General features: G+C 41.2%; 11 protein-coding genes. 8 read left to right on the forward strand and 3 right to left on the reverse strand.

Annotation, left to right across the window (positions count from 1 at the left end):
• The first annotated feature begins 3 nt into the window (after positions 1 to 3).
• From BC751_RS03435 to BC751_RS03465, 7 genes are all read left to right on the forward strand, one after another.
• On the forward strand, positions 4 to 1,320 hold the full coding sequence (locus BC751_RS03435; RefSeq protein ID WP_130274338.1) for an oligosaccharide flippase family protein: 1,317 nt from the start codon (positions 4 to 6) through the stop codon (positions 1,318 to 1,320).
• The gene (locus BC751_RS03440; RefSeq protein ID WP_130274339.1) at positions 1,277 to 2,215 is read left to right on the forward strand and encodes a glycosyltransferase family 2 protein; all 939 of its coding nucleotides are present in this window, start codon (positions 1,277 to 1,279) and stop codon (positions 2,213 to 2,215) included. Before BC751_RS03435 ends, BC751_RS03440 begins: the two co-directional genes overlap by 44 nt.
• A complete protein-coding gene (locus tag BC751_RS03445; protein WP_130274340.1) occupies positions 2,206 to 3,603 on the forward strand; it encodes an O-antigen ligase family protein in 1,398 nt (465 codons plus the stop codon). The genes BC751_RS03440 and BC751_RS03445 overlap by 10 nt, the downstream gene beginning before the upstream one ends.
• Complete coding sequence (locus BC751_RS03450) at positions 3,600 to 4,718, forward strand: glycosyltransferase family 4 protein (protein ID WP_130274341.1); 1,119 nt, start codon at positions 3,600 to 3,602, stop codon at positions 4,716 to 4,718. The genes BC751_RS03445 and BC751_RS03450 overlap by 4 nt, the downstream gene beginning before the upstream one ends.
• 298 nt (positions 4,719 to 5,016) lie before the next feature.
• Complete coding sequence (locus tag BC751_RS03455) at positions 5,017 to 6,243, forward strand: IS4 family transposase (RefSeq protein WP_130274342.1); 1,227 nt, start codon at positions 5,017 to 5,019, stop codon at positions 6,241 to 6,243.
• 234 nt (positions 6,244 to 6,477) lie between these two features.
• The gene (locus BC751_RS03460; RefSeq protein ID WP_242617349.1) at positions 6,478 to 7,671 is read left to right on the forward strand and encodes a glycosyltransferase family 4 protein; all 1,194 of its coding nucleotides are present in this window, start codon (positions 6,478 to 6,480) and stop codon (positions 7,669 to 7,671) included.
• On the forward strand, positions 7,641 to 8,801 hold the full coding sequence (locus tag BC751_RS03465) for a glycosyltransferase (RefSeq protein WP_130274344.1): 1,161 nt from the start codon (positions 7,641 to 7,643) through the stop codon (positions 8,799 to 8,801). The genes BC751_RS03460 and BC751_RS03465 overlap by 31 nt, the downstream gene beginning before the upstream one ends.
• Here BC751_RS03465 and BC751_RS03470 read toward each other — a convergent pair.
• Positions 8,785 to 9,336: a 2'-5' RNA ligase family protein gene (locus BC751_RS03470; protein ID WP_130274345.1), complete on the reverse strand. Its 552-nt coding sequence runs from the start codon at positions 9,334 to 9,336 to the stop codon at positions 8,785 to 8,787. The genes BC751_RS03465 and BC751_RS03470 overlap by 17 nt on opposite strands.
• Positions 9,337 to 9,464: 128 nt before the next feature.
• Between BC751_RS03470 and BC751_RS03475 the strand changes: the two genes are divergently transcribed.
• On the forward strand, positions 9,465 to 10,376 hold the full coding sequence (locus BC751_RS03475) for a universal stress protein (RefSeq protein ID WP_130274346.1): 912 nt from the start codon (positions 9,465 to 9,467) through the stop codon (positions 10,374 to 10,376).
• Here BC751_RS03475 and BC751_RS03480 read toward each other — a convergent pair.
• Together BC751_RS03480 and BC751_RS03485 are read right to left on the reverse strand one after the other, a co-directional pair.
• Complete coding sequence (locus BC751_RS03480; protein ID WP_130274347.1) at positions 10,373 to 11,299, reverse strand: class I SAM-dependent methyltransferase; 927 nt, start codon at positions 11,297 to 11,299, stop codon at positions 10,373 to 10,375. The two genes, BC751_RS03475 and BC751_RS03480, sit on opposite strands and share 4 nt — an antisense overlap.
• Positions 11,289 to 12,659, reverse strand: a complete 1,371-nt coding sequence (locus tag BC751_RS03485; RefSeq protein ID WP_130274348.1) for an exopolysaccharide biosynthesis polyprenyl glycosylphosphotransferase — start codon at positions 12,657 to 12,659, stop codon at positions 11,289 to 11,291. The genes BC751_RS03480 and BC751_RS03485 overlap by 11 nt, the downstream gene beginning before the upstream one ends.
• Positions 12,660 to 12,688: the final 29 nt, after the last annotated feature.

The following is a 12,688-nucleotide window of genomic DNA, read 5'->3' on the forward strand; positions in this document are numbered from 1 at the left end:
ACGATGTTGGATAAAATCCTTAGTTTTTCTTACCATAACCTGATCCGGAACAAATCCATCCAGAACTTTATATTTCTGGGCTTTATCCAAGCGTCAAATATCCTGATTTCACTGGTTTCGATGCCCTTGCTCATCGAATCCATAGGGGTGGACCAGTTTGGACTGGTCAATCTCTCTCTTTCCGTCATCCTTCTGTTTAATATCCTGGTGGGGTTTGGATACAATTTAAGTGGTCCAAGGGAAGTAGCCATCAACCAAAAAAACACGGAAAAATTATCACAGGCCATCTCACAGATCATTTCCAGCAAGTTTGTCCTGGCCTGTGTTGCCACACTGAGCATCCTTGTTGCCGCCTATGGGTTCAACCTATTCCGGGAATACAGGACGATTTTGATCTTTTCAGTATTCTTACTTTTCTCAGAAGCTACCTTACCGCTTTGGTTCTTCCAAGGTATGGAAAAGATGAAGTTGATTTCTGTTGCCAATGTCTTCAGCAAATTACTTTACCTGATGGGTATTGTATTGTTTATCCACGAAGCCGAACAGGCGAAATGGACGAATTTTATTTTGGGGGGGACAGCACTTTCGGTCAACCTGATGATTCTGTCATATATCCATCATGCCATGAAGATTAGATTCATCTTACCGAAAATTTTGAATGTTTTCCATTCCTTAAAAAATAACATCCTATTATTTCTCTCCAATTTGGTCTCTCATATATCCATCAATGGAGGATTGATCGTCCTGAGCTTTTTTGCCAACGCGGAAACTTTGGGCATGTTCAGTTTGGCTGAAAGGATCACCATGGTCCTCAGGATGCTTCCTGCTTTGGTCATTCAAGCCATATATCCCAATGCCTCCAAACTTTTTGAAAGCGATAAACCAAGTTTTTTTCGGTTTTTGAAAAAGGCTTATTTGTGGGCGCTTTTATTAGGGTTGCTCTTAGCAGTCTTTACTTATTTGGCCGCACCATTTATTGTCAAAGCCTTGGCAAGGGAAACCTTGGAAGATTCAGTAAGCTATCTAAGGATATTATCATTTGTTCCTTTTTTGGCCTGTCTTAATATTGCCAATGTACTTGGGCTTTTGGTCAAAGACAAAAAAAGGCAGATTTTCAATACATCCTGGCTGATGTGTGCTTTTATGCTCGTGGTTTCAATTAGTTTGACCTCGCAATTCGGCGGAATTGGCCTATGTTATGCCCTTCTTTCCACAGAAGTATTTATTTTCGCCCTAAGTACTTTTTTGATTTATTTCAAAAACAAAGACTTATTCCATGGATTCAAAAACTCCCTCTTCGGTAGCGGTCATTCTGGTTAACTGGAACGGCTATGCACTGACCAAAAGGTGCCTGCTATCACTGGAAAAAGTCAGTTATTGGGATTTTTCTGTCATCGTAGTTGACAATGCCTCTGAGGATGGTTCGTACGAAAAGCTAAAATCCGAATTCTCCTTTGCTGTTTTTTTGAAAAACGATAAGAATCTTGGATTTACAGGAGGTAACAATCAGGGAATTGCCTATGCCATGGAGCAGGGATTTGATTATATTCTATTGCTGAATAATGACACAGTCGTCCAACCTGATTTTTTGGAAGAACTTGTCCTGGCATCTAAAAATAATCCGGATTGCGGGATGGTACAGCCCTTGATTTTATTTCTCGGTTCACGGGACCGCATTTGGAGTGCAGGAGGAAAAATGGTACGTAGCATTGCTTTTGCCAAGACACTTGGAGATCATAAAAAACTGTCTGAATACCCTTTGAAAGACAGACAATTGGATTGGGCCACAGGCTGTTGTATCCTAATTCCGAGAACGGTCATCCAAAAAACAGGAGCCTTGGAAAATTCATTTTTCGCCTATTTTGAAGATGTGGACTGGTCCCTCAGGGTCAGAAAAGCTGGGTATAAAATCCTTCTTGCCTCCAAAAGCATCATTTTCCATGAAGGCAGTGCCTCTTCCAAAAAGGCACATGATGAAGGTACGCTCAGCCCGAAAGTCTTTTATCTTCATGCTAGGAATCAGCTTTTTATTTTGAGAAGGCATTTTGGCTTTCCCCATGGCTCATTGGCCTGGCCTTATCATCTGTTAAAGTATGTAGCCTGGATGTGTTATTTTTGCCTGAGAGGAAGATTCAAAAAAATGAAAGCGGTGGCCAGAGGAATTCGTGACGGATTGAATTTGGATCACCAAAACCCGGAACCTTTATGTCCCTGATTATTTTTGCATTCATAGCCATAGTAACTCTGGTACTCATTTCATGGGTGCTCAGAATGGTGCTATTTGAGGGAAAATGGGAGTATGGGATTTATTTCCTACTGTTTTTCCTGCCCTTTTACATCACGGTATTGAGTATAACCTATTTGGCCACAGGCTCTTCTTTGGCGGTGAATATTTTCCAGTTTTTGAAAGAAATTGTGGTCATCTCATCGGTAATGGGTTTTGTGTTATATCAAAAAAACCTTTTCGAATATCCTTTCCGCCTTCACCGGGTGGACATGCTGTTCCTCGCATTCCTCATCTTGGCCCTGTTTTTTTTGGTACTCCCTATTGGAGAAGCCAGCTTCCTGAACAAGGCCCTTTATTTCAAAAACATGCTGATCCCGGCGATGGTCTATTTTTTGGGCAGAAACACCAAGTTCAGCCATCAGGAAATTGAGCGCCTTTTTAAAGGAATTTTTTTTATTGCCATAGCCGCTTTTCTGGTCAATGTCTTTGAAAAAACCATTGATACCCATCTGCAGTCTCTTACAGGTTATGCGCTTTTCAACGAAGAAATCAACGAGATTGAACCAACAGGTCATTTTGGGCTTACCTGGACTTTTGAAACCCAGGCAGTAACCAAAAGATTGGCCTCCTTTTTTTCAGACCCTTTGGAATTGGCAAGTTCGGTACTCTTAGGATTTTCTGCCGGGCTTATTTGGTTTTTGACCAGCAAAAGAGAGGATTGGTTCCTTTATACTGTGGTGATGCTTTGTTCTTTGGCCAGTCTTTTTTTTGCGGCATCCAGGGCAGCTTTTCTGGCATTCTTTATCATGATCTTTTATGTGGCCGTGATTTTCAAGCTCTATCGCTTGATCCTGTCAGGATTTGGTCTTGCGATAGCTTTTGTCATCTATGTGTTGTTTTTTGCTTCAGATGATTTTTACTATTTTATCGTAGATACCATCACTTTCGAAAACACCTCCAGTATGGGCCATTTAGTAGAATGGCTTTTGGCTTTGGATTCCATGATTGCCAATCCTCTGGGTATAGGTTTGGCCATGAGCGGGAATGTGGGCAGCGTGGAAGACGAATTACGGGTGGGGGGAGAAAACCAGTTTTTGATCTATGGTGTCCAAATGGGTTGGCTGGGCATGATGCTTTATATCCTGATCCTGGCCTTCAGCATTCATACCTCCCTGAAAGTTTTTAACCGCACGGAGGATATCATGACAGCAAGAATTGCCTTTGTGGCAGGTTCTGTAAAATTTGGTTTATTGCTCCCTTTGTTTACTGCCAATGCTGAGGTTTATACTTACGTATCCTGGATCACCTGGTGGATGGTAGGATACAGTGTTCATGCCTATCAACGGATTTCCACACCAAAAGCGATAATGGCATGAGAAAAAAGAGGATATATGTAGATCTTTTTTACCTCAATACGGCACTGACAGGGATCAAAACCTACATGTTGGAATTTTGTGAAGCAGTGAATGCACAGGCTTCGGAGGACTTTCAATATATTTTCTCCCATGAACCTAAAAAACAATCAGAAAGCGGTTTTTTCAGAGGCAATGTCCCCTATTGGAGAAAAATCGCCTACCACTTTTACTATTTCCTTTGGAAACAGCTGTTCCTTCCGATCCAAGTGAAAAAAAACAAGGCAGATGTGCTGCTCTGCTTTGATTACATTGCCCCAGCCATGCCCTTAAAAGCTAAAAAGCTGGTGGTAGTTCATGATGCCTTCTTTTGGCAGATGCCCCAAAACTACAACAGGTACTGGAGAAAATATTTCATTCCTATGCTTCATGCGGGGCTAAAAGGCAATTGTACGGTCATCACAACTTCGGAATATGCGAAGAAAGCAATTGTTCAATTCACCGGAATCAAAAATCCCATTGAAGTCATCTACCAATGTCCCAGACTGCTTCCCGAAAAAGGGGATGAGAAAGTTTTGGAGATTTTGGGGATACAATCAAAGGCTTATTTTCTACATGTCGGGAGTTTTGACAAAAGAAAATTACTCCCTGTTTTGGTGAAAGCCTTTTCTATCATTGAAAGAGAGTATCCGGGCAAATTCAAACTGGTTTTGGTGGGAGAGCGGGGACTTAGTTCCGCATTGGATGATTATGATCGGGTGAAAAAAACCATAGCAGATTCTGATTTGGAAGGTAAGGTTCTGCTACCGGGATTCCTTAAAGACCCGGAAGTAAAAAGCTTGTATGATGCTGCTTTCGCTTACGTTTTCCCATCCTCAAATGAAGGTTTCGGCATTCCTGTAATAGAAGCCATGAGAAGTGGCATACCGGTCATCATCTCCGAACAGCAGGCCCTGACTGAGGTGGCAGGTGGTGCAGCCCTAAGCCATCCAATCGGAGATATCCAATCGATGGCAAGATGTATGAAACAGCTTATTCAATCGGAGGACTTGGTCCAAAAACTGATTGGACTCGGAAAAGTAAGAAGCGAGGATTTCAGTAGGTCAACTTTTATTAAGAAATACGAAAAGCTCTTTTAAAGTTAAGCACGGTTAATATTTTGAGTTTTGTATTAAGTTAAATTGTGGCCCCATCAGTACCTTTCAATTTCTCATCCTAAGCTAAGCATTAAATGCCTGAAATAAATCAATAAATCACATTGAAAATAGAAAGGCTTGAATCAGAATGTGGGTATCTTTAATTCTTTTTTACTGTCGTCCGAGAACTGATACAAGATAAAAAATAAAATCCTAGAATAGTACAAAAATCAAAGATGGGCAGCTCTTTTGGAACTTACCCATCTTTTTTATATTGTTGTTTCGACCAAGAACCAACAATATGTCTCAAGTTAAGCATAAATTTTTGTCTGGGCATCCTATCATCGCCCAACTTCTTTCTCTTATTCCCAAAGAGCTATTCAATCAGGTCGTTGAGGAAGAAAACTCGGATAGGTACTACAAGAAACTTAAAACAAGTGATCACTTCATCTGCATGTTTTATGCGGTGTTGACCAGAAACAGCAGTCTTAGAGAGGTCTGCAAAAACATCGGCCTGATCATAACCAAGCTTATTCCTTTTGGAATGAAGCAGCTACCTGCCAGGAGTACCCTTTCTGATGCAAACCGTAAACGCAGTTATCGTGTTTTTGAACAACTATACAAAGGGCTGTATTCATACTATAGGGCATCTTTGGTAGGAAATTGGCTCGATATCGGTGGAGAGGTCGACCTCAGCCGTGTTGAGGTTTTTGATTCCTCAACGGTCACGCTGTTCAAGGAAATCCTCAGAGGGGCCGGACGCAATCCCCTGAACGGAAAGAAAAAAGGTGGTGCCAAGATATTTGCCAAAATGAATCTGGCAGAAGGCGTTCCCAACTTCATATGTATCCGTTCTGCGGCCACAAATGAAAATATGTTTTTAAAAGTGATGGATCTGCCTGAGCACGGGATAGCTGTTTTCGACAAAGGATATAACCGCTATTCCTGCTTTGAAAAGTGGGACAGTTCAAACAGATATTTTGTGACCAGAAAAAAAGACAATGCAAGATATGAAGTGGTCAGTGAGTTTGACTGTACGCATGCCTTGGACATCATCAAGGACCAGATTATCTCACTGAGCTACAGGGAGAAGGGAGTTTCTCGGACAGTTGAAGCCAGACTGGTGGTTTATGCTGACCCTGAAAGCGGTGAAACGCTGGAGTTTATCACCAATCTTAAGGGATTGGATGCCCTAACCATAGCTCTTCTCTATAAGAACAGGTGGGTTATCGAAGTGCTTTTCAAGCAGATCAAGCAGAATTTTGAACTCAGATATTTTTTGTCGGACAGCGAGAACGGGATCAAAATCCAGATTTGGGTGGCATTGATACTCAACCTCCTGTTTACAGTTCTACATAAGCGGATAAAAGAGGCTGAAGACTTCTCGACCATGGTCATGGTAGCAGCAAAAAATCTTTGCTCCTACGTCAGTCTTGAAAAGTTCTTACTTTTTCCTGAAGCTTACTTTAAAAGTATATTTCAAAAAGACCTTCAAAATATGCAAACCCAATTATTCCTCTCAGGATAGGGGGTACTTTTTGAAATCAAAAAAAAAGTCCTCTAACATCATTCTAGAGGACTTTATTCTAATTTTCGTAATTTAGTCGGACGACAGTAATTCTTTTTCATACATTTGAGGGTTTATTTGAAAAAGTGAATCAACAGGCCTTTCGTAAAGCTTGGCACAAAAGAATATAGATTTTTGTCAGGTCTTTTTTCACAAGGCAGCATATCAAAAATTTTTACCTTGAAATTGCAGAAAATGGAATTACAGGGTGATAAAAAATGGAACATGAATCATAAAGGTAGGGTCATTTTTTTACATAGTAATTCCGACTTATACGGATCATCCAAAATCCTGATCTATGTGATTGAAATTTTTCAAAAACTAGGTTATTCGACACTACTTGTTTTGCCAGGTGAAGGCCCCTTCAGGGTAGAGGTAGAGAAAAGAGGGATTGAAGTCGCCATTGTCAATTTAGGAATACTCAGGAGAAAATACTTTAATCCTTTGGGAATCGTGGACAGGGGAAGGAAATTTCTAAAAGCCTACAAGTTTCTCCATGATTTAAACAAAGAGGAGCCCATCACCCTATTGTATTCCAATACTTTAGCTGTAATTGTTGGTGCAATTTTTGCCAAGAGAAATAAAATTACCCATATTTGGCATATCCATGAAATCATAAAGTCACCAAAATTTTTGGTGCGGTTTTTGGCCAGGCAGATCAATGGAATAGAAAGGAGGCCAATAGTCGTTTCTGATTCTGTGGCAAGGCATTGGGAAAACCTATTGGATATCCAGCCTGAGGTCATACACAATGGGATAGATTACCAGCCCTTTTTGGCAGATATCAAAGATCCCTTTGAAAAAAGTGGTCTTCCAAAAGGCAGAAAGATAGTGACCATGGTAGGTCGGATCAATCCGGGCAAAGGACAGCTGTCGTTTTTGAAAATGGCCAGAGAAGTCATCAAGGAACATCCTGACGCACTTTTCCTGCTCGTTGGGGACCCTTTTCCTGGATATGAAAATTTATTGGAAGAAATTGGTAGCTTTATACAAGATCATGGATTGGGCAAAAATGTACTGGACCTCGGATATAGATCAGATATTCCGGAAATCCTGCACTGTACCCAAGTTTTTGTATTGCCATCTGTGATGCCGGATTCCTTTCCGACAGTAGTCTTGGAGGCCATGGCCTCTGCTTTGCCGGTAGTAGCCACCCGTTCAGGAGGTGCTGTCGAAATGGTAGATGATGGGAACACAGGCTATCTGATTGACATAGATGATGTGGAAACAGGTAGTAAAAAAATAAGCCTTTTGCTGAAACAGCCTGAGCTGGCCAGGGAAATGGGAAAAAAAGGAAGAGACCGAGTATTAAGTAGTTTTAGTTACGGGCAGTTTGCCCAAAAAATGGAAGATTATATATGCCAGATATTCCCGGAAACGAAAAATTGAAAGTAGCCATTCTGGGCGCAAAAGGATACCCCTATGTGTATGGAGGCTACGATACCTTAGTCAAAGAACTGGGAGAAAGGTTACAAAAACGAGGCGTTGACCTAAGGGTTTACTGTCACCGGGCACTTTTTAAAGAAAAACCACCGATTGTAAATGGTATTAAACTGATTTACACGCCGGCTATTGAAACAAAAAGCCTCACCCAATTGACGCATTCCTGCATTTCGATGCTCCATGCTTGCCTTTCAGATGTGGATGTAATTTTTGTGGTCAACAGTGGCAACGGCCCTTTTGGTATTATTTCAAGATTTTTCCGAAAACCAACCGCCATTAATGTGGACGGATTGGAATGGCTCCGCCCTAAATGGAGGGGATTTGGCTCCAAATATTTTATCTGGGCATCCAAAATGGCCACCAAATATTACGACCGAATCATCAATGATTCGGACGAAATGCACCGGATTTATAAGGAAATGTTTGGGGTAGAATCTACCATCATTGCCTATGGGGCCAACCCTGCAGAAAAAGCGGATGTGAAAAAAATCGAAAAATGGGGCCTTGAGAAAGGCAGCTATTTCCTGATCGTGGGCAGATTGGTTCCGGACAACAATGCCGACCTTATCGTAGAAGGCTTTCTCAAATCCAATTCTAAGAAAAAACTCGTCATTGTCGGGGATGTACCTTACAGAGATGAATTTGAAAGCAAACTGAAAAAAATCCCTGATGAACGCTTACTTTTTACCGGGTATGTGACTGATCCTGAAGAACTCAAATCATTGTATATCCATTCCTACGCTTATTTCCACGGACATGAATATGGGGGAACAAACCCTGCTATGTTAAAAGCCCTTGGCTATGGCTGTGCGGTATTGGCCTTGGATACAGTTTTCAACAGGGAAATGCTACAGGATGGAAAGCACGGCTGGTTCTTTGAAAAAACGGTAAATGCAGTCATGGACTGTGTCAACAAAGCAGAAGAACAACCGGAGGCTATGCGGTTTTTAAGGGAGACAGCAAGGGAAGGACTGATTGACCGGTACAATTGGGACTACGTCACAGACCAATACCTGCAGGTTTTTGAGGAATTGAAAGAAAGCAAAAAGAAAGCAAAACTCATTCTTTCAAAATAAAACGGTGAATTACCACCCATTTCCCCTCTATTCGTTTTAATAAAGCAACATCCTTAACCGGATACAGTGCGTTGAATTGCTTGCTGTGTATGTGCTTCCAGTAAATGTCAAAGTTTTTGGGTTTTACATCTTTGAAGGCTATGGTCATATGGGGATGAAAAGCCTTATCGCTGAGTTCATTTACCAACTTAAGTTCCGTTTTACAAAATTTGTTCAGTGCCTCCTGTAAGCGGTTCAATTCCTGGGAGGGCTTCACATCCACGAAAATGACCCGTCTTCCAAAACGGTCAAACCCTTTGAACAGGAGTTCAAAAGAAACAAATTGGTCAAAAAATTTGCCTAATTTTCCTATCAGACGCTCCTGTTTAAGCTCATTATAAGTAAAGGGCATTTTGATGGTAATATGTGCAGGGGATTTTAATGCATATTTTACATTGAAAAGGACGCGCATTTCCTCTTTGAGCCGGGTTGCCTCCTCCTGAATTCTACCTTCAGGAACCAGTGCGATGAAATATTTTGCAGGTTGAGTAGCCATTTAACACAAATTTATCCGTTTTGAGCCCTTTTGTCTTTATTTCAAAAAGCTTTGTGCTAAATTACAGGAAGAATTTTCCAAAGGTTATTTTTAACCCGTAAATTAAAGCAAATATTGACCACAGTAATATGAAGCATTTCAACAAGGCAATGGTCGGACTAGATTTAACCAAAATGGATGAAATCCTTATCCGAAAAGTAGCCCATTTAGCAGAAGTTTTAGGAGTAGAAAAGTTATATTTTATCCATGTAGCCAGAGATCTTTCCATTCCGGAGGATGTCAAGAAAATGTATCCGGACTTGGTGGCGCCTACAGATGAGACCATCAAAGCAGAAATCAAAACTTTGGTAAAATCTGTTCAATTCCCTTCCAATACAGAAATTGACATCATTGTGGAGGAAGGAAAACCAATGGAAACCGTTTTACGCTGGGCCAAAATCAAAGATGTGGATGTCCTGATCATGGGCCGCAAACAGGATTTGGAAGGAAGTGGGTCCCTGGCCAAAAATATGGCACATAGAGCCCCGTGTTCAGTTCTTTTCTTAACAGAAAAGAGCCCAGTCAAAACACCACACAAATTGCTTGTACCTATGGATTTCTCTGAGCATTCGGTGATGACCCTGGAATTTGCCGGGAGATTATCCAAAGAAATCGGGGCAGAAATACTTGGACTTCATGTTTATAGTATCCCATTGGGCTATTACAAAACCGGCAAAAGCCACGCCGAATTCGATAAGATCATGGAAAACCTGGCAAGGAAGGAATATGAAAAATTCCTAAAAAAACATCATCTCCCAGAATACAATTGCTTGTTTCTTCTCAAACAGGATGGAAATGAGGGCAGGTTTATCATTAAGGTAGCTAAAGAAAATGATGCCGACATGATTTTAATGGGAAGCAGGGGAAGAACAGCCTCCGCAGCGGTCCTTCTTGGCAGCATTGCGGAAAAACTGGTCAATGTCAACAATGAGGTGCCGACACTGATTTTCAAGAAAAAAGGGGAAACCATGAATTTCCTGGATGCCCTGATGAAGATTTAATTGTTGCGTTCCAAATAAAAACAAGCCTGGTCCCCAATGCCCTTCTGATTGTATAGAAGGGCTTTGTTTTTAAAGGCCTTTTCCAATTCCTCTGGGAAAGGGAAACTTGAAGCATCTTTCAATGGAATTCCTTTTTTGTATAACTCCGTCCCCCAAAACTGAAAATCAGTGCTGTCAAAGGTTATCTTTTTGACCGAAAAGCCTATCTTTTCCGACAAGGTCTTCAACCCTAAGGTACTGGGAATATGTAAATGTCTTGGAACATCCAGTTGGACCCAGTTGACTCCTTCTTCCTTCCAGACCTGAGCATCGGCAACAGGTATCCTGATAAGCAAGCAGCCCCCCTTCTTTAACAATTGGTAGCATTTTTTAAGCACCTCCTCAGGCTGTGGCATATGTTCCAAAGCATGGTGCATCATCAGGAGGTCATACTTCCCGGTCATTTCAAAAATAGACTTCTTGAAAAGATGAAAACCATCGGCCAATTTACTATCCTTCTCCATAAAAGGATCAAATCCCTCAAGCTCCTTGAATCCAGCGGCATACATCTCATAAAGCAACTGTCCATTGCCACAGCCTATATCAGCAATCCTGGAATTTAATCCTGCTCCAGAATAACGCATCCAATCCCCATAAACCGGTTTTAAAAACCGAATTCCAGCAACAAACAACCGATACCTCAAGCGCTTTAAAAACTGCTTCAAAGGGCCCGAAACAACAAGTTCCTGCAGAGAATAATATGATGGGGGATAGTAAACTGAAAGATCCGCAGGTGGGTTTGTCAACTGAAGACTGCCACAGGAAGTACATGCATCAAGTTCAAAAGATTCTCCCGTACCAAACATCATTTCTTTGGCCTGATGTTTTTTCGGAGTTTCAGTACAGCCACAGTAATAACAGGAATAGCCGAAATCAATAGACATTCTCTCTATTATAAATCAATTCGTGGAAGGTACCTACACAGATTTTTAGGTCCAGCCAAATTGACCAATTTTTGATATAAAAATAATCGAGTTTGAAGCGGGAGCGGATCTGAAAAGGGTGCTCAATTTCCCCTCGGAACCCCCTAACCTGAGCAAGGCCTGTAATCCCTGGCTTAATCTGATGTCTTGAATTGTATTTTTCTATCTGGGATTTGAAAACCTTGTTCATGGGTACGGTATGCGGTCTTGGGCCTACGATGGACATGTCACCCATCAGCACATTGAGAAATTGTGGCATTTCATCCAGGGAAGTCCTTCTGAGAAAAGCCCCGATGCGGGTGACTCTTGGGTCATTTTTTGTGGCTTGAACCTGGTCAGCATAATCATTGGGGGTCATGGACCGAAACTTGAGGCATTTGAACACCCTGTTGTTTACCCCGTTTCTTTCCTGAATAAAAAATATTGGGCCTTTGGACTCCAGCTTGATCAGCAGTCCCACCAAAGGAATCATCCAACTCAAAATAAACACCGTTACCAAAAAAGAAAAAATCAGATCAAATGACCTTTTTAGAACCCTATTGGCGACATTGTCCAATGGTATCTCATTCACATTGATCACAAAAAGATCCCCATACCTAGAGAATGAAAGGTTTTTCTCCAATTGAAGGGCATCTCCAGGAAGAACCTTTATTTTGATATAATGCTCATCCGCTAAATCGATCAGTTTTTTGACTGCCTCAGAATTGGTGAGTTCATTGAGGTAAATGATATCAATCTTTTTGGAAACAGCATCCTCAAAAAAACTTCTCATGGAAGCTTTATTGTGCATGATTTCAGAATTGAAATCATATTGGCCCATATAACGGATCCCAAAATCCCTCCTTCTCTCCAATACCCGGGCCAATTGGTCTCCTATTTCACTTTTCCCCAAAATGATTGCATTCCTAAAATTATAGCCCTTGGACCTGTATTTCTTCAAGACCAAAAAAGTACCGATCCTGTAAATGGAAACCCAGACAAACAAGGACAAGGACATCACCCCAAAATAAGCGGTACGGTTGGCTTCCATTAACACCGGAACCCAAAGAATGGCCACTATGACCAAAAACCAAACCAAAGAACCGAGTAATTTAACGAAAAGATTGTCATATCGGGAGGTCCTTTCCCAACGGTAATCTTTTCTTAAGATGGTGATAACCATCCACACCAAGATAAACACCAAAAAATAAGAAGGATCAGGACCATTGTATTGCCAGGAATTCCCCATCAGGAAAGAGGTCGAGATAATGGAGAGACTCATGACTGAAATATCTCCTATTACGAACAACCAAGGAAAAACCCTATCAAAGCGCTTTTTCATGAAAAATATAGCCTAAAATACCAGAGCTT

Source organism: Cecembia calidifontis (assembly GCF_004216715.1).
GTDB classification, from domain to species: domain Bacteria; phylum Bacteroidota; class Bacteroidia; order Cytophagales; family Cyclobacteriaceae; genus Cecembia_A; species Cecembia_A calidifontis.

Excerpts from the sequence above, each read along its gene's own strand:
- BC751_RS03435 (WP_130274338.1), top strand. The coding sequence starts at position 4 with ATGTTGGATAAAATCCTTAGTTTTTCTTACCATAACCTGATCCGGAAC.
- BC751_RS03440 (WP_130274339.1), top strand. The coding sequence starts at position 1,277 with ATGGATTCAAAAACTCCCTCTTCGGTAGCGGTCATTCTGGTTAACTGG.
- BC751_RS03445 (WP_130274340.1), top strand. The coding sequence starts at position 2,206 with ATGTCCCTGATTATTTTTGCATTCATAGCCATAGTAACTCTGGTACTC.
- BC751_RS03450 (WP_130274341.1), top strand. The coding sequence starts at position 3,600 with ATGAGAAAAAAGAGGATATATGTAGATCTTTTTTACCTCAATACGGCA.
- BC751_RS03455 (WP_130274342.1), top strand. The coding sequence starts at position 5,017 with ATGTCTCAAGTTAAGCATAAATTTTTGTCTGGGCATCCTATCATCGCC.
- BC751_RS03460 (WP_242617349.1), top strand. The coding sequence starts at position 6,478 with ATGGAATTACAGGGTGATAAAAAATGGAACATGAATCATAAAGGTAGG.
- BC751_RS03465 (WP_130274344.1), top strand. The coding sequence starts at position 7,641 with ATGCCAGATATTCCCGGAAACGAAAAATTGAAAGTAGCCATTCTGGGC.
- BC751_RS03470 (WP_130274345.1), bottom strand. The coding sequence starts at position 9,336 with ATGGCTACTCAACCTGCAAAATATTTCATCGCACTGGTTCCTGAAGGT.
- BC751_RS03475 (WP_130274346.1), top strand. The coding sequence starts at position 9,465 with ATGAAGCATTTCAACAAGGCAATGGTCGGACTAGATTTAACCAAAATG.
- BC751_RS03480 (WP_130274347.1), bottom strand. The coding sequence starts at position 11,299 with ATGTCTATTGATTTCGGCTATTCCTGTTATTACTGTGGCTGTACTGAA.
- BC751_RS03485 (WP_130274348.1), bottom strand. The coding sequence starts at position 12,659 with ATGAAAAAGCGCTTTGATAGGGTTTTTCCTTGGTTGTTCGTAATAGGA.